Source organism: Ciceribacter sp. L1K23, assembly GCF_018122705.1.
GTDB lineage: Bacteria > Pseudomonadota > Alphaproteobacteria > Rhizobiales > Rhizobiaceae > Allorhizobium.
In genome coordinates this window covers 3,468,492-3,483,629 of sequence record NZ_JAGRRC010000001.1, presented here as the reverse complement: position 1 = coordinate 3,483,629, position 15,138 = coordinate 3,468,492, and the positions used below count along the sequence as shown (strand labels likewise).

The following is a 15,138-nucleotide window of genomic DNA, read 5'->3' as shown; positions in this document are numbered from 1 at the left end:
CGCTAGGAAAAACCATGGCCAGCATGTTCGGCGATGATTCGCCCACCAATCTCACCGAGTTCTCCGTTTCGGAACTCTCCGGCTCGATCAAGCGGACGATCGAGACCGCCTTCGATCACGTGCGCGTGCGCGGCGAGATATCCGGCTATCGCGGACCGCATTCCTCCGGTCACGCTTATTTCTCGCTGAAGGATGACAAGGCGCGCATCGACGCCGTCATCTGGAAGGGGTCCTTCTCGAAGCTGAAGTACCGGCCGGAAGAAGGCATGGAGGTGATCGCCACCGGGCGCATCACCACCTTCCCCGGTTCGTCCAAGTACCAGATCGTCATCGAGCAGATGGAGCCGGCAGGCGCCGGCGCGCTGATGGCGCTGATCGAGGAACGGAAGCGCCGTCTGGGCGCCGAGGGACTGTTCGATCCCGCCCGCAAGCAATTGCTGCCCTTCATGCCGAAGGTAATCGGGGTCGTTACCTCGCCGACGGGCGCCGTCATCCGTGATATTCTGCACCGCATCTCCGACCGGTTTCCGGTCCACGTGCTCGTCTGGCCGGTCAAGGTGCAGGGAGAGGGATGCGGCGAGGAGGTTGCCAACGCCATCGCCGGCTTCAATGCCATGCAGCCGGGTGCGGCGATCCCCCGCCCCGACGTTCTGATCGTCGCGCGCGGCGGCGGCAGTCTCGAAGACCTCTGGGGATTCAACGACGAGGTGGTCGTGCGGGCCGCAGCGGCAAGCGAAATCCCGCTGATCTCGGCGGTAGGCCACGAGACCGACTGGACGCTGATCGATTATGCAGCCGATGTGCGGGCGCCGACGCCGACGGGTGCGGCTGAAATGGCCGTGCCGGTCCGCGCCGAACTGGAAGCGCAGGTGGCAAGCTACGGTGCGCGCCTGTCCGGCGCCATGAGCCGCCAGATGGATTTCCGCCGCCAGAACCTCCGCGCCCTGGTGCGCGCCCTGCCGTCGCTCGACCAGTTGCTCGCGCTGCCGAGGCGACGGTTCGACGAGGCCGCCGCCGGGCTCGGCAGGAGCCTCGAACTCAACACCATGAACAAGCGCCGAAGCTTCGAGCGGGCCGCCTCCCGCCTGTCGCCGGAGACGCTGGCGCGCCGGCTGATGGAGCGCCGACAGCGGGTCAACGACCGGGCATCGCTGGCTGAACGGATCATCGAGCGGTTGATCGAGCGCAACAAGGCACGGCTCGGCCGGTTCGATGCGACGCTGACGGCCGTACCGGCACGGCTGAAGGCGATGACGGAGCGCTCCAGGGATCGACTGGAAAGCCTGGGACGTCGTGCCGACAGCGCCGTGGTCAACGATCTGCGCCGCGCCCGACAGGCACTTGTTGCGCAGGACCGGGTTCTGCAGTCGCTCTCCTACAAGAACGTGCTTGCCCGCGGCTACGCGGTGATCCGCGACGAAAATGACCGGCCCGTTTCGCGCGCCGCCGCTCTGTCGACGGGTCAGGCGCTCGCGATCGAGTTCGCCGATGGCCGCATCGCCGCCGTCGCGGGCGAGGGACAGGAGCCGCCAGCGCTCCGGCCTACCACCACCGCGAAGTCGGCTGCGACGGCAAAGCCCGTCCGCAAACCCGACCCCCCGGCCGGGCAGGGGAGCCTGTTCTGATGGCCCAGAGGCGTGTCCTCGTCGTACTCGCCCACCCGCTGCCCGACAGTTTCGCCGCTTCCGCTGCAATGACCGTCCGAGAGGCGCTTGAAACCGCCGGGCACATTGTCGATTTTCTCGACCTCTACGCCGAAGATTTCGACCCGCGCCTGACGGCTGCCGAGCGGGCCGCTTACATGACGCCCGACTATGACGCCTCGGAAGTGGCGCCGCTGGTCGCGCGACTGAAGGCGGCCGACGCGCTCGTCCTCGTCTTTCCGCAATGGTGGTTCAACCTGCCGGCCATCATGAAGGGCTTCATCGATCGCGTCTTCGTGCCGGGCGTCGCCTTCGATCACGACAAGGCGGGTGGTCGCATCGTTCCGCTGATGACCAATATCCGCAGCTTCGCGGTCGTCACCAGCACCGGTTCGCCCTGGTGGGTCGTTCGGTTCTACATGGGCGATCCGGTCCGCCGCATCCTGAAGCGCGGCGTTGCCGCCTTCTGCGCGAAAAGGCTCGATTTCCGCATGTTCGCTCTGCATGACATGGACCGTGCGGATGACACCAAACGTATGCGTTTTCTGGAAAAACTACGGCGTAGCTTCATATACTTCTAAAGATTTTTACGGCGTTTCGAAAATATTTCTCGAAACTGGAGCTAAATAATTCGCCGGAATTTCATGTTTTTCCGTATGAAAACAACGGCAGGTACGAGAGAATTTTTCTAACCAAGACTTTCGGTTGACTTTGGGACGGGCAACACCCATATTGTGTTTGTCGATATTTGTCTGCCTAGCTTTGGTTACCGCGCTTCGGCGCTTTGAGCGAACCTTCCTTTCAAAAATCGTTATCACTTCGGCAGCGCATCCGCGCTGACGGCAACTCTATGCGCTATGAAAGGGTTCATCATGACCACTGGCACAGTAAAATGGTTCAATTCCACGAAGGGCTTCGGCTTCATTCAGCCTGACAACGGCGGCCCGGACGCATTCGTCCACATCTCGGCTGTCGAACGCGCCGGAATGCGCGAAATTGTCGAAGGCCAGAAGATCGCCTACGACATGGAGCGCGACAACAAGTCGGGCAAGATGTCTGCTTGCAACCTGCAGGCCGCCTAACAAATCCGGAATTCGCTTTCCTTTGACCACGGATGTACTGGCACTGTCGAAAGCATGATCCCCGTGAAGGTCAGGCCCCGCGCCTGGCCTTTTTTGTTACCCCGAACTCTCTAGGTTTCGGAAGGAGAAGAGAGATGACCGACAATCTGAACAAATCACGCCAGACGGCGGAAGTGGCCTTCGCCAAGGCGCAGTCGCAATTTCTGGCCCGCACACGCGCCGTCGACGAGCAGGATACCATTGCGTCGCAACGCGAAGAAAAGACCCAGCGTCTGCGCGAAGCGCGTCTGGCCAAGGAACGGCAGGACCGGGATAGTGCGACCGCCGCTTTGATCGCCAAGCGCTCCACCAAGCCCTGACGTCGATCGCCGCATATTCCATTTTCCGGCAGACTTCCTATCTCCTCTGGAGAGACCAGAAGGATGTCGCCATGAGAATTTTCCCCGCCCTGCTCGCCGCTACCGCGATCGCAGCCGTCACCGCCCCGGCCGCCCACGCCGACGACATGCAACTGAGCACAATCCTATTCGGCCGAAACTACAACGACGGCGTGATGGCGGTGGAGATCACACCGGGAGGAGCGGATGACCGGCCTTCCATCCCGTTCGCACGCTATCCGTTCCCGGCGGACATGCGCGCCGCGCAGTCTGCCGTCTCGCAGGATCCGGAGTTGATAGCGGCGATCGAAAGACGCAACATCGCGCTCCATAATGTTCTGTGGGTGCAGACCGCCGCCAATGGCGGGCGGATCATCTACTACCGCTGACACATATCGCCAGGAGCCCCGCCGTCGGCGGAGCTCCGTCTCGCCACGCTATCAGGCCCACTCGCCCTTGCGCATGACCGGCGCTCTGGTGCCGTCGGGCCTGATGCCGTCGATGTCGACTTTGTCCGAGCCGATCATCCAGTCGATGTGAATGAGGCTCGAATTGCCGCCCTGGGCCTTGATCTGATCGGGCGTCAGCGAAGCGCCGTCGAGGAAGCATTTCGAATAGCACTGTCCGAGCGCGATGTGGCACGAGGCGTTCTCGTCGAATAGCGTGTTGTAGAACAGGATGCCGGACGCCGAGATCGGCGAGGAATGCGGTACCAGCGCCACTTCGCCGAGCCGGCGGGCACCTTCGTCGGTATCCAGCACCTTGAGCAGTACCTGTTCCCCCTTCGATGCCTTTGCCTCGACGATCCGGCCGCCTTCGAAGCGGACCTGGATGTCGTCGATCAGCGTGCCCTGATGCGACAGCGGCTTGGTTGAGGAGACGGTGCCCTCGACCTTCAGCGCATGCGGCGTGGTGAAGACTTCCTCCGTCGGAATGTTGGGATTGCAGGTCACGCCATTCTTCGCCGTCGAGGCGCCGCCATGCCATTCGTGGCCGTCGGCCAGACCGACCGTGAGGTCTGTGCCCGGACCGGTGAAATGGAGCGCCGCGAACCGCTCGCCATTGAGCCACGCGGAGCGCTTGCGGAGTTCCCCATTGTGCGCGGCCCAGGCGCCCACAGGGTCCTGCCGGTCGACGCGTGAGGCGGCGAAGATGGCGTCGGCGAGTTTCCGGACGGCCTCTTCGATCGGCAGATCGGGAAAGACGAGCTTCGCCCAGGACGGGTTCGGGTAGGAGCAGATATTCCAGTTGATGTCGAAATTGGCGATGTGTTCGAGCGCCGGCTTGTAGGCGATCGAGTTCGCCTTGTTGGCGCGCGCCACCTTGGCCGGATCCTGGGCCGAGAGCAGCATCGGATTATCGCCTGCGACGGCAAGCCGCGCCGCGCCGTTCTCGTAGGCCTTCGCCATGCCCTCGTAGAGCCATGAGGCCGCGCGGTCGAAGCTCTCGTCCGAACCGTGTTCGAAGCGGGCGAGCGTGGTTTCCTCGTCGGAGTAGAAGGTCGAGACGATGCCGGCCCCTGCCTTGTAGGCATGCTTCGTGATCAGCCGCACCAGCGGCAGCGACACGATGGGAGCGGTAATGACCAGATCCTGGTCCTTCTGCAGCTGCAGGCCGACCTTCACGGCGACCTCCGCCAGCTTGTCGAGTTTGACGGGATCGACGGACTTCGAAAAATCGGGGAGGGTCATGCTCTGTCCTGCATTCGTGTATGGGAGACCAGAGACTTAAGGCGCTTTGCGGCGAAAATGAAGAGCGGCCCGTGCCGGTCGGGCCGGAACGAGCTGCCTGGTGAGAGATTCGACGTCCGAAATCAGCCGCGGAATTGATAGCGTTCTATGGATTCTGGCTTCATCTCGATCGAGAAGCCCGGGAGCGTCGGCGGCATATAGGCGGCATTCTCGATCCGGCAGGGATCGATGAAATGTTCGTGCAGGTGATCAACGAACTCGATCACCCGGCCTTCCTTGGTGCCGGAGACGGCGATGTAGTCGATCATCGACAGGTGCTGGACGTATTCGCAAAGCCCGACGCCGCCAGCGTGCGGCCAGACGGGAAGGTCGTATTTCGCGGCCAGCAGCAGCACGGCCAGCACTTCGTTAAGCCCGCCCATGCGGCAGCTGTCGATCTGCACGATGTCGATCGCGCCGCCGGCGATCATCTGCTTGAAGATGATGCGGTTCTGGCACATCTCTCCGGTCGCGACCTTGACCGGCGCGACGGCCTGGCGAATCGCCTTGTGCCCGGCGACATCATCGGGGCTGGTCGGCTCCTCGATGAAGAAGGGCTTGTAGGGCTTGAGTTCCTCGATCCAGTCAATCGCCTGGCCGACCTCCCAGACCTGGTTGGCGTCGATCATCATGAAGCGGTCGTTGCCGATCACCTCGCGGGCGATACGAAGGCGCCGCTTGTCGTCCTCGAGATCGCGCCCGACCTTCATCTTGATATGGCTGAACCCCTGATCGATCGCCTCCTGGCAGAGCCGGCGCAGTTTCTCGTCGTCATAGCCGAGCCAGCCGGCCGAGGTCGTATAGCAGGCATAGCCCTCCTTTTCGAGGGTGGCGATGCGTTCCGCCTTGCCGGCTTCCGCCTTCCGGAGGATGGCGAGCGCCTCGTCCGGTGTGAGCGCGTCGGTGAGGTAGCGGAAGTCGACGATCGACAGAATGTCTTCCGGGCTCATCTCCGCGACGAGGCGCCAGACGGGCTTTCCTGCTTCCTTCGCCAGCATGTCCCACACTGCGTTGACGACGGCACCGGTCGCGAGATGCATGGCGCCCTTGTCCGGGCCGATCCAGCGCAACTGGCTGTCGCCCGTAATGTGCCGCCAGAAGCGGCCCGGATTTTCGCGGACCCAGTCAAGGTCCAGCCCCACGACGAGATGATCTAGCGCCTCGATCGCCGCGCAGCAGATCTCGTTGCCGCGGCCGATGGTGAAGGTGAGGCCGTGGCCTTCGAGTCCCTCCTTGTCCGAGCCGAGCACGACATAGGCCGCCGAGTAATCCGGATCGGGATTCATGGCGTCCGAGCCGTCGAGACTCTGGGACGTGGGAAAGCGAAGGTCGATCGAGCGGAGGCTGGTGATCTTGGTCATGGGACTGGGTTTTCCGGTATGTGTCAGGCGTCGGCGCGGAAGGTCTGCTTCTGGGTGCCAAGACCCTCAATGCCGAGTTCGACGACGTCGCCGGCCTTGAGATAGCGCGGCGGCTTCATGCCCATTCCGACGCCGGGAGGGGTGCCGGTGGAGATGACATCGCCCGGATGAAGCGACATGAACTGCGAGAGATAGGAGACGACATGCGCGATGCCGTAGACCATGGTCTTCGACGAGCCGTTCTGCATGGTCTCGCCATTGACCTTCAGCCACATGCCGAGGTTCAGCGGATCGGCGATCTCGTCCTTGGTTACGAGCCAGGGACCAATCGGGCCGAAGGTGTCGCAGGACTTGCCCTTGGTCCACTGGCCGGCACGCTCGGTCTGGAAGCCGCGTTCCGAGACGTCATGGCTGACGCAGTAGCCGGCGACGTAGTCGAGCGCATCCGCTTCGCTGACATACTTGGCGGTCTTGCCGATGACGACGCCGAGTTCCACTTCCCAGTCGGTCTTTTCAGAGCCGCGCGGGATGAGCACGTCGTCGTTCGGGCCGACGATGGCCGAGGTGGCCTTCATGAAGATGACAGGTTCCGGCGGGACCGCGGCGCCCGTTTCAGCCGCGTGGTCGGAATAGTTGAGGCCGATGCAGATGAACTTGCCGGTGCCCGCGACGCAGGCGCCGATACGATCGGCCTTGAGCTCCGGCAGGCTCTTCAGGTCGAGAGCGGCGATCTTGGCGAGCCCTTCCGGCGAAATGGCGGCGCCGCCGATATCCGCGACGTGGGCAGACAGGTCGCGGATCTTGCCGTCCGTGTCGAGGATTGCGGGCTTTTCCTGGCCGATGGGGCCAACGCGCATCAGTTTCATGTCAGAATTCCTTTCGAATGTCAGATGGTCCAGCCGCCGTCGATGGCATAGGCCTGGCCCGAGGTATAGGTGGCGCCGGCGAGATAGACGGCGAGATCGGCGATTTCTTCCGGCGTGCCGAGGCGTCCCATCGGCTGACGGGAGATAAAGGCGGCCCGCGCCGTCTCATAATCGCCCTGGGCCCGCATGCGGTCCTGCAGCGACGGGCTTTCGACCGTGCCCGGGCAGATCGCGTTGCAGCGGATGCCCTGCGTCACGTAATCGGCGGCAACCGACTTGGTGAGACCGACGACGGCCGCTTTCGTGACGGTGTAGGCGCAGCGGTTCGGTACGCCCTTCACGCTGGAAGCGACCGACGCCATGTTGATGATGGAGCCGCCGCCGCGTGCGATCATGCCAGGCAGGACGGCGCGGATCGTGCGGATCATTGCCCTGACATTGAGGTCGAAGGCGAAGTCCAGGTCCTTGTCCGCCATGTCGAGCACGGTTCCGCCGTGCACGACACCGGCGCAGTTGAAGAGCACGTCCACGTCGCCGAAACCGGAAAAGACGCGATCGACGTCGTCCTGGTTCAGCACGTCCAGCTTCGCCGTCTGAAGCGCCGGAGAACCGGCTTCATCGACGAGACTGGCAAGCGTCGCCTCGTTGATGTCGGTGGCGAGCACCTGGGCGCCGGCGGCAAGGAAAGCGAGCGCGCTTGCCCTGCCGATTCCCTGGCCGGCGGCCGTGACCACCACCTTCTTGTTGGTGAGAGATGCCATGACGGAAGTTTCCTCCAATGTTGTCATGTTGTCTGACTACTAAGGTCGACGATTGACAATGTGAATGTGATCGGCGGCGAGCACAACCTCCCCCCGCTGATTTATGACTTCCGTGCGCTCAACGACACGCCCAACCTCCGCGCGCTTGGGATCATCCTCCCTGGAATGGATGGTCACGCGGGTGTGGATCGTGTCGCCGATAAAAACGGGGCGAACGAAGCGCAGCCGGTCGTAGCCATAGGAGAAGGCGGCCGGATTGATGACGCTGGCGGTGAGGCCGATGCCGATCGAGAAGACCATCGTGCCGTGGGCGATGCGCTGGCCGAAAGGCTGCGTCTTCATGAACTCGGCGTCCATGTGGTGCGGGAAGAAGTCTCCGGTATGTCCGGCGTGGACGACGAAATCCGTCTCCGTGATGGTGCGGCCCGTCGTCAGTCGCTGTTCGCCAATGACGTAGTCTTCGTAGTATCTGAGCTGTTCCATGGGGCAGTCCTCATTCCGGTCTTGGTGCCAGCGGCGTGGCCGGCGCGGCATTCGACGCGTAGAGCGCCTCGACGAGCGACATCGTCATCCAGGCATCCTCGACCGAGGAGACCAGTTCCTTGTCCTCGCCGGCAGCGAAACGCTGAAGGTTGGCCATACGACCGACGAAGGCATCCGGGAACCAGGTGCCATCCAGCGGTACCGTGATCCACTCCTTCCCGCGCTTCGGGTGGATTTCCAGAATATCAGGTTCGCCCCGCGGATAGTCGAGATTGACGCCGAGCTGGACGTATGCCGCTCCTTCCGTTCCGCAGACCCGAAACTCGCAAGCCTGGTGCTTGCGGCCGAACTTGTGGTCGTGATTGATCGAGACGGCGCAGCGCACGCGATCGCCATAATCCAGGATCGCGGTCGTCCGGGTCTGGGCCATTTTGTGGTTCGGGTGGCCGATCGATTTTGCATGTACGCCATCGGGGTCGCCCAGCACCTGGCGGATCAGATCCAGATAGTGGATTGAATGCATCGCGATCTCGATGCGCGGCAGACCTTCGAGGAAGGCCCAGAGCTGCCAGGGCGTGTCGAGGGCGAGGTAGACGTCGAAGTCGACGACCTCGCCGAGCAGCCCCTTGGAGATCGCGTCCTTCAGCGCCAGCATCATTGGGGCGAAGCGGAGCTGGAAGTTGACCGCGGCCTTAAGATTTTTCTGGCGGCAGATCTGCAGGATCTCCGTCGCGGCAGCGAGATCCGAGCCCATCGGCTTCTGGATCAGCACGGGCGCGCCATCCGGAAGGGCAGACAGAACCTTCGAATGCGCGGCGGGCGGCGTGGCGAGATCGAAGATGGCGTTTTCGACGGAGACGGCTTCCTCTACGGATCGATAGGCGGTCACACCCCAGGCGTCGGCCAGAGCTTTTGCCTTGTCATGGTCCGGATCGTAGAGCCCTGCAATCGGAAAGCCGCCCTTGCGATAGGCAGGGTAGTGCGCATCGCCGACAATCGACCCGGCGCCGAAGGTGACGATCGGGCGCGGGTTGGAGGGCAGGGCCCAGGATTGGGACAGCGACTTGGGATCGAAGTTCTCAGGCATGGAAGAACACCTCCGGCATGGAGGCCCACCACTCGCCTTCAGTGCGGGTCTCCAGCGGCTGCTGGCACGGCATGCAGACGGACCACCATTCCTGCGTCTTGGGGTCCGAGGCCATCTTCGCCATGTCGGCGTCGTAATCGCTGCCGTGATACTCGAAGAACGAGAACAGCAGGTTTTCCGGCTCCTTCAGGAAGATCGAGTAGTTCTTGATGTTGCAGGCCGAGATCATGGCGAGCACCTCGGGCCATACGGCCGCGTGCAGGCGCTTGTATTCCTCGATCTTTTCCGGCCTCACGCCGATGACCATGCCGATGCGCTGCATGATGTCCTCCCTTAGCGGATGTCCCGGTTGAATTCCGGGATCGAGCGGTTGTCGATGGCGTCCCAGTCCCATGCGATGCCGAGCCCGGCTGTCGTCGGCGCAAGCGCCATGCCGTTTTCGATCACGAGACGCGACGTCGTGATGTCGTCGAGCTGGGGAATGTACTCCACATATTTGCCGTTCGGCACCGCGCAGGTCAGGCTGACATGCAGTTCCATCAGGAAGTGTGGGCAGACAGGCATGTCGAACGCCTCTGCCGCATGCGCGACCTTCAGCCACGGCGTGATTCCGCCGATGCGGCCGGCATCCACCTGTACGATCGAACAGGCGCCCTTCTGCATGTATTCGCGGAAATGCCGGATGGAATAGAGCGATTCCCCGATCGCGACCGGCGTTGCGGTCGAGCGATTGAGCCTGACATGGCCGTCGATGTCGTCGGCCGGAAGCGGCTCCTCAAGCCAGGCGAGGTCGATGTCCTTGAGCCGTTCCGCCCGTCGAATCGCCTCGTCGACCATGAAGCCCTGGTTGGCATCGGTCATGATCTCGTAGGCATCGCCGACCGCCTTGCGCACGGCTGCCAGACGGGCGAAGTCCTCCGAACCGGAGGGCTTGCCGATCTTGACTTTCGAGCCTCGAAAACCCTTGGCCTTGGCCTCCAGCGCATCCTCGACCAGCGCCTCGGGCGCAATGTGCAGCCAGCCGCCTTCGGTCGTATAGAGCGGGCAGCGATCCTTGGCGCCGCCGGCGAGTTTCCAGAGCGGCAGGTTCTGCTTGCGGGCACGGAGGTCCCAAAGCGCCGTGTCGACGGCGGCGAGCGCGATCGAGGTGATGGCGCCGATCGTGGTGGCGTGGGTCGCGAATTCCAGCTCGTGCCAGATCGCTTCGATCTGGTCGGCGTCGCGGCCGATCAGGCGGGGCGCCAGATGATCGGCGAGAAGCCGCATGACGGAGGATCCGCCGGTGCCGATCGTATAGCTGTAGCCGGTGCCGGTCGCGCCGTCGCTATCGGTTATTGTAACGATCGGCGTCTCCTGGCTGACGAAGCTCTGGATGGCGTCCGTCCGCACCACCTTCGGCTTCAGGTCGACCATCTTGAGTTCGACGCGTTCGATCCTGGCCATGTCAGCTCCTCAAGGTCTTTCCGCTCGTGCCATCGAAGAGGTGAGCCTGCGAGAGGTCGAAGCAGAACGGCACGACCTCACCGGCATGCACGGCGCGTGGATTGAGCATTCGGCCGACCCACTCCGAACCAGCGAATTCCGAAAAGACGAGCGTTTCGTTGCCGAGCGGTTCTGTGAGTGTCACCTTGAGGTCGGTCTTGCGGACATCGGCCTCGTGGCCTGAGTGAAGGCCGTGGCCCTCCGGGTAGAGGTCATCAGGTCTGAGACCGAAGGTGACTTTCTGGCCGGCGGAGACGCGGTCGAGGAAGTGCCGCGGAACGGGCAGGCTGTCGCCGTCGGCGAAGACGAGACGACCGTCGGCAATCTCCGCCTCCTTGAGGTTCATTGGCGGCGATCCTATGAAGCCGGCAACGAACCTGGATGCCGGGCGCTGGAACACCTCTTCCGGCGTTCCGACCTGTTCGATATAGCCGTCACGCATGATGACGATGCGGTCGGCAAGCGTCATGGCCTCGACCTGGTCATGGGTCACGTAGATGACTGTGGACTTGACCTTGGCATGCAGCTTCTTGATCTCGACGCGCATCTGCGTCCTGAGCTTGGCGTCGAGGTTCGACAGCGGTTCGTCGAACAGGAAGACATCAGGGTCGCGGACGATCGCGCGACCCATCGCAACGCGCTGACGTTGGCCGCCCGAGAGCTGCGACGGCCGGCGATCGAGCAGCGCTGTGAGGTCGAGCGTCCGGGCGGCCTCCTCCACGCGCGGGGCGATCTCTTCCGGCTTCATGCCGGCAATTTTCAGAGAAAAGCCCATGTTCTCCCGCACGGTCATGTGCGGGTAGAGCGCGTAGGACTGGAACACCATGGCAAGGTTGCGCGCCCGCGGGGGCAGGTCGTTGACCACCCGGCCGCCGATCCTGAGATTTCCGCCTGATATCGGCTCGAGACCGGCGATCATCCGCAGAGTCGTCGATTTTCCGCAGCCGGACGGGCCGACGAGCGCGATGAATTCGCGGTCGGCCACTTCGAGATCGATGCCGTGCACCACTTCGAGGGCGCCATAGCGCTTGACCAGCTTTTCAAGTGAAACGGTTGCCATGGTCTTATCCTTTGACTGCGCCGGAGGTCAGGCCGGACACGAGATGCTTCTGCACGATGAAGGTCAGCACGAGCGCCGGAATGATCATCACCACGGCGAGCGCGCACATGCCGCGCCAGTCGATGGTGAATTCGGCGGTGTAGTCGAGCAGGCCGACCGGCAGCGTTTTGGAGTTGACGGAACGGGTGAGCTGCGAGGCGAGCGCGAATTCGTTCCAGGAGGTGAGGAAGGCGAATATGCCGGCGGACGCGATGCCGGGGCCGGCAAGCGGAAACTCCACCTGCCAGAAGGCCTGCCAACGGGTGCAGCCGTCGATCTGGGCCGCTTCCGCCAGATCCTTCGGCACCTGCCGGAAGAAGCCATCGATCAGCCAGATCGTGAAGGGCACGTTGAGCGCCACATAGGTCATGATCAGACCGAAATGCGTGTCAATGATGTTGAGACGCGAGTAGACGAAGAACAGCGGCAGCGACAACGCGATGCCGGGCACGGTGCGAGTGAGCATCAGCCCGAGGAAGATCGCAGACTTAGCCTTGAAGCGGAAGCGGGCGAAGGCGTAGCCGCCGGACATACCGATCACGATGGCGATGACCGTCGAGGTGACGGAGATGATCAGCGAATTGGTGAAATACTCGACGACCGGGATGCCGCCCTGACCGACGCCGGAGAACATCGCGACATAGGCATCGAGCGACAGGTCCTGCGGGATCCAGACCGGCGGCTTGGCCATGATTTCTACCGTTGGCCGGAAGGATGCGAGCACGATCCACAGCCCCGGCAGGCAGATCACGGTCATCGCGAGGAACAGGCCGATCTTGTGGGCGGCGGAAAGAGCGAGCGTCTTCAGGCGAGCTTGTGCGTTTTCGTTCATCCTACCACTCCGCCGCAATCTGGGTCCGCGCTGCCGCGAGCTTGCGGAAGAAGTAGACCGTGAAAATGATCGACAGGAAAATCGCGAAATAGGCCATGGCGTTTGCAAGGCCCATCCGCGCGTCGGAATAGGCCGTGCGCGAGACCAGGGTCCAAAGGAGCTCCGTGCGCTTGGCCGGGCCGCCATCGGTCATGATCTTCACGATGTCATAGGCACGGGCGACGTCGAGCGAGCGAATGGTCATCGCGATATAGGCGAACGGCATGATGAACGGCCAGGTGACGTATCGGAACGTTTGCCACGGCGTACAGCCATCGACACGCGCGGCCTCGATCGGTTCTTTCGGCATCGCGAGCAGGCCGGCGAGGATGAGAATGGCGAAGACGGAGGTCGACGACCAGATTTCAGCGATCAGGATAGCGATGAAGGCGAGTTGCCCGTCGATCAGCCACGGAATGGCCTGTTCTGTGAGCCCCAGCGACTGAAGCGCGTTGTTCACGAGGCCGATATTGTCGTTGAACATGAATTTGAACTGGAAGCCGACAAGGATCGGCGAGAACATCATCGGAAACATCATGATGGTTCTGAGAGTCCGCTGGCCGGTGGAGGCCTTCTCGACAAGCATCGCAAGCCCGAGGCCGAGCAGCATTTCGACATTGAGCGCGATCGTCAGAAGCAGCACGGTGCGGCCGAACGCCGTCCAGAACTCGATATCCGTCAGCAGCCGCTCATAGTTCCGGAAGCCGATGAAATTATAGAGCGATGCCGGCTGGGTCAGCCGGAAGGACGTGAAGCTGGAATACAGCGACAGGAGAAGGGGAACGATGACGACCGCCGCAAGGACAATGACTGCGGGCAGCAGAAGCAAGAGCGGCGCCGGTGGCCTCCAGCCTTTCATGAGCTTCTCCTGATTTCCTTAGAATTGATGTCTGTTGTCCACCGGCAGGGCACGGCGGATCCGCGCAAAACGCGGAGCGCAAAAAATGGCGCCGGAAAACCTCCGGCGCCACGATAGACTTAGAGTTCGCCTGCGTCTTCGAGGATTTCGGTCGCCTTTTCAGCAGCCGTATCCAGCGCCTCCTTCGAAGTCTTGTCGCCAAGGATGGCGGCCTGCAGTTCAGGATAGACCGCGTTCGAGATTTCGATCCACGACGGCGTCTGCGGTACCGGGAAGGCATGCTGCGCAGCCTGCTGGAAGGCGATCAGGACCTCCTTCTTGTAGGGGTCGTTGAGCGCCTGCTCGATCACCCAGTCCCAGACGGCGCTGCGGGTGGGCAGCGGACCGGCGGAGGATTCGAGCTTCTGGCTGTCCTCGTTGGTGAGGAACCAGACCAGCGACGCGGCCGCTTCCTTGTTGGCGCAGTTTTCCGTGACGGAGAAGCCGTGGTGACCGGACCAGCCGGTACGCTTCCCGGACGAGCCCTTGGGCTGCACCTCGACGCCGACATTGCCTGCGACCTTGGAAGACTTCGGGTCATTGAAGAAGCTCGCCCAGCCAGGCCAGTCGAGGTTGAGAGCGATGGTGCCGGAGGCGAAGCCCTGGCCGAGATCGTCCCAGAGGTAGTTGGTGGTGCCGGCCGGAACGGCCTTGGCCTTGTAGAGGTTCACGAACCAGTCGAGAGCCCGAACCCCTGCCTCGGAATTGAAGGCTGGCTTGCCGTCGGCATCGAGATATTCGCCACCTTCGGCGACCAGCATTTCATAGAAGCGGCCGTTGATCGCCTCTTCCTTGCCGGCGAACTGCGTGCCGTAGAAATCCGGTGGGCTGGCGAAGAAGATCGCCTGGTCGGAAACCTGTTGCCATGTTTCCGGCACCGCGAGGTCGTAACCGTACTTCTCCTTGAAGGCAGCCTTCTTGGCGTCGTCCTGGTAGAGGCTCTTCTGATAATAGAGGGCCGAAACGTCGAACTGGGCTCGAGGCAGCATCACCAGCTTGCCGTCCAGTGTCGAGGCGCTGATGTTGGCCGGGACGAACGCGTCGATCTCCTCCTTCGGAAGAAGGGCGGCGAGGTCGGTGTAGATGCCCGGATACTGCGGCGCGAACGAGGAATGGTTCGACCCGACACACCACGTGATGTTGCCGGTCGCGATGTCCGACTTGATTTCCTTGTCGAGCTCGAAGTGGTTCTTCTTCGACAGCACGTTGACCTTGGCGCCAGTCGCCTGTTCCCACTCCGCAATGCGGGCGTAGAGCGCTTCATACTGCTGGCCGCCGATAAGCTTGGCGTCGATCGTAACACCATCGAATTTGCCGGGCAGGTCGGCCGCAGCCGCTCCTCCCACCCATGCACATATCAATGCTCCGGCGGCAACGCCGGTCCACAAAGATCGCATG

17 protein-coding genes are annotated in these 15,138 nt (G+C 62.6%); 5 read left to right on the top strand and 12 right to left on the bottom strand.

All coding sequences use genetic code 11. The features are described 5' to 3' along the window. The first annotated feature begins 14 nt into the window (after nucleotides 1–14). The 5 genes from xseA to J5J10_RS16855 all read left to right on the top strand — a co-directional run bounded on the left by xseA (nucleotide 15) and on the right by J5J10_RS16855 (nucleotide 3,491). Complete coding sequence (gene xseA / locus J5J10_RS16875; protein WP_211930742.1) at nucleotides 15–1,625, top strand: exodeoxyribonuclease VII large subunit; 1,611 nt, start codon at nucleotides 15–17, stop codon at nucleotides 1,623–1,625. Continuing rightward, on the top strand, nucleotides 1,625–2,224 hold the full coding sequence (locus J5J10_RS16870) for an NAD(P)H-dependent oxidoreductase (RefSeq protein ID WP_211930741.1): 600 nt from the start codon (nucleotides 1,625–1,627) through the stop codon (nucleotides 2,222–2,224). The genes xseA and J5J10_RS16870 overlap by 1 nt, the downstream gene beginning before the upstream one ends. Nucleotides 2,225–2,515: 291 nt before the next feature. Further along, nucleotides 2,516–2,725 (top strand): cold-shock protein, encoded by a 210-nt coding sequence (locus tag J5J10_RS16865; RefSeq protein WP_025427963.1) that lies wholly within the window; start codon nucleotides 2,516–2,518, stop codon nucleotides 2,723–2,725. A 134-nt stretch (nucleotides 2,726–2,859) separates the two neighbouring features. Further along, nucleotides 2,860–3,084, top strand: a complete 225-nt coding sequence (locus J5J10_RS16860; RefSeq protein WP_208548202.1) for a hypothetical protein — start codon at nucleotides 2,860–2,862, stop codon at nucleotides 3,082–3,084. Between the two features lie 71 nt (nucleotides 3,085–3,155). After that, on the top strand, nucleotides 3,156–3,491 hold the full coding sequence (locus J5J10_RS16855) for a hypothetical protein (RefSeq protein WP_211930740.1): 336 nt from the start codon (nucleotides 3,156–3,158) through the stop codon (nucleotides 3,489–3,491). A gap of 51 nt (nucleotides 3,492–3,542) precedes the next feature. Here the strand turns inward: J5J10_RS16855 and J5J10_RS16850 are convergent, their stop codons facing one another. The 12 genes from J5J10_RS16850 to J5J10_RS16795 form a co-directional block, all read right to left on the bottom strand. Continuing rightward, nucleotides 3,543–4,793, bottom strand: coding sequence for an aminopeptidase (locus J5J10_RS16850; RefSeq protein ID WP_211930739.1), 1,251 nt, complete (start codon nucleotides 4,791–4,793; stop codon nucleotides 3,543–3,545). A gap of 122 nt (nucleotides 4,794–4,915) precedes the next feature. After that, nucleotides 4,916–6,193: an L-fuconate dehydratase gene (locus J5J10_RS16845; RefSeq protein WP_211930738.1), complete on the bottom strand. Its 1,278-nt coding sequence runs from the start codon at nucleotides 6,191–6,193 to the stop codon at nucleotides 4,916–4,918. Nucleotides 6,194–6,216: 23 nt separating this feature from the next. Then, complete coding sequence (locus tag J5J10_RS16840; protein WP_211930737.1) at nucleotides 6,217–7,059, bottom strand: fumarylacetoacetate hydrolase family protein; 843 nt, start codon at nucleotides 7,057–7,059, stop codon at nucleotides 6,217–6,219. A 20-nt stretch (nucleotides 7,060–7,079) separates the two neighbouring features. Continuing rightward, on the bottom strand, nucleotides 7,080–7,820 hold the full coding sequence (locus J5J10_RS16835) for an SDR family oxidoreductase (RefSeq protein WP_211930736.1): 741 nt from the start codon (nucleotides 7,818–7,820) through the stop codon (nucleotides 7,080–7,082). A 39-nt stretch (nucleotides 7,821–7,859) separates the two neighbouring features. After that, the gene (locus tag J5J10_RS16830) at nucleotides 7,860–8,303 is read right to left on the bottom strand and encodes a MaoC/PaaZ C-terminal domain-containing protein (RefSeq protein ID WP_211930735.1); all 444 of its coding nucleotides are present in this window, start codon (nucleotides 8,301–8,303) and stop codon (nucleotides 7,860–7,862) included. A gap of 10 nt (nucleotides 8,304–8,313) precedes the next feature. Further along, the gene (locus J5J10_RS16825; RefSeq protein ID WP_211930734.1) at nucleotides 8,314–9,390 is read right to left on the bottom strand and encodes a Gfo/Idh/MocA family oxidoreductase; all 1,077 of its coding nucleotides are present in this window, start codon (nucleotides 9,388–9,390) and stop codon (nucleotides 8,314–8,316) included. Beyond that, on the bottom strand, nucleotides 9,383–9,712 hold the full coding sequence (locus J5J10_RS16820) for an L-rhamnose mutarotase (RefSeq protein WP_211930733.1): 330 nt from the start codon (nucleotides 9,710–9,712) through the stop codon (nucleotides 9,383–9,385). Before J5J10_RS16820 ends, J5J10_RS16825 begins: the two co-directional genes overlap by 8 nt. 11 nt (nucleotides 9,713–9,723) lie before the next feature. Then, entirely contained in the window at nucleotides 9,724–10,833 is a 1,110-nt protein-coding gene (locus J5J10_RS16815; RefSeq protein WP_211930732.1) for a mandelate racemase/muconate lactonizing enzyme family protein, read from the bottom strand. A 1-nt stretch (nucleotide 10,834) separates the two neighbouring features. Next, nucleotides 10,835–11,932 carry a sn-glycerol-3-phosphate ABC transporter ATP-binding protein UgpC gene (gene ugpC / locus J5J10_RS16810; RefSeq protein WP_211930731.1) on the bottom strand — a complete coding sequence of 366 codons (1,098 nt, stop codon included), beginning with the start codon at nucleotides 11,930–11,932 and terminating at the stop codon, nucleotides 10,835–10,837. Between the two features lie 4 nt (nucleotides 11,933–11,936). Next, nucleotides 11,937–12,803 carry a carbohydrate ABC transporter permease gene (locus J5J10_RS16805; protein ID WP_208548213.1) on the bottom strand — a complete coding sequence of 289 codons (867 nt, stop codon included), beginning with the start codon at nucleotides 12,801–12,803 and terminating at the stop codon, nucleotides 11,937–11,939. A 1-nt stretch (nucleotide 12,804) separates the two neighbouring features. Continuing rightward, on the bottom strand, nucleotides 12,805–13,701 hold the full coding sequence (locus J5J10_RS16800; RefSeq protein WP_211930730.1) for a sugar ABC transporter permease: 897 nt from the start codon (nucleotides 13,699–13,701) through the stop codon (nucleotides 12,805–12,807). 119 nt (nucleotides 13,702–13,820) lie between these two features. Then, on the bottom strand, nucleotides 13,821–15,137 hold the full coding sequence (locus tag J5J10_RS16795; protein WP_211930729.1) for a sugar ABC transporter substrate-binding protein: 1,317 nt from the start codon (nucleotides 15,135–15,137) through the stop codon (nucleotides 13,821–13,823). Nucleotide 15,138 lies beyond the last annotated feature (1 nt).

Coding starts and splice junctions, on each gene's coding strand:
- J5J10_RS16795 (WP_211930729.1), bottom strand. CDS start 15,137: ATGCGATCTTTGTGGACCGGCGTTGCCGCCGGAGCATTGATATGTGCA.
- J5J10_RS16860 (WP_208548202.1), top strand. CDS start 2,860: ATGACCGACAATCTGAACAAATCACGCCAGACGGCGGAAGTGGCCTTC.
- J5J10_RS16865 (WP_025427963.1), top strand. CDS start 2,516: ATGACCACTGGCACAGTAAAATGGTTCAATTCCACGAAGGGCTTCGGC.
- J5J10_RS16870 (WP_211930741.1), top strand. CDS start 1,625: ATGGCCCAGAGGCGTGTCCTCGTCGTACTCGCCCACCCGCTGCCCGAC.
- xseA (WP_211930742.1), top strand. CDS start 15: ATGGCCAGCATGTTCGGCGATGATTCGCCCACCAATCTCACCGAGTTC.
- J5J10_RS16830 (WP_211930735.1), bottom strand. CDS start 8,303: ATGGAACAGCTCAGATACTACGAAGACTACGTCATTGGCGAACAGCGA.
- J5J10_RS16800 (WP_211930730.1), bottom strand. CDS start 13,701: ATGAAAGGCTGGAGGCCACCGGCGCCGCTCTTGCTTCTGCTGCCCGCA.
- J5J10_RS16850 (WP_211930739.1), bottom strand. CDS start 4,793: ATGACCCTCCCCGATTTTTCGAAGTCCGTCGATCCCGTCAAACTCGAC.
- J5J10_RS16835 (WP_211930736.1), bottom strand. CDS start 7,820: ATGGCATCTCTCACCAACAAGAAGGTGGTGGTCACGGCCGCCGGCCAG.
- J5J10_RS16855 (WP_211930740.1), top strand. CDS start 3,156: ATGAGAATTTTCCCCGCCCTGCTCGCCGCTACCGCGATCGCAGCCGTC.
- ugpC (WP_211930731.1), bottom strand. CDS start 11,932: ATGGCAACCGTTTCACTTGAAAAGCTGGTCAAGCGCTATGGCGCCCTC.
- J5J10_RS16805 (WP_208548213.1), bottom strand. CDS start 12,803: ATGAACGAAAACGCACAAGCTCGCCTGAAGACGCTCGCTCTTTCCGCC.
- J5J10_RS16820 (WP_211930733.1), bottom strand. CDS start 9,712: ATGCAGCGCATCGGCATGGTCATCGGCGTGAGGCCGGAAAAGATCGAG.
- J5J10_RS16815 (WP_211930732.1), bottom strand. CDS start 10,833: ATGGCCAGGATCGAACGCGTCGAACTCAAGATGGTCGACCTGAAGCCG.
- J5J10_RS16840 (WP_211930737.1), bottom strand. CDS start 7,059: ATGAAACTGATGCGCGTTGGCCCCATCGGCCAGGAAAAGCCCGCAATC.
- J5J10_RS16825 (WP_211930734.1), bottom strand. CDS start 9,390: ATGCCTGAGAACTTCGATCCCAAGTCGCTGTCCCAATCCTGGGCCCTG.
- J5J10_RS16845 (WP_211930738.1), bottom strand. CDS start 6,193: ATGACCAAGATCACCAGCCTCCGCTCGATCGACCTTCGCTTTCCCACG.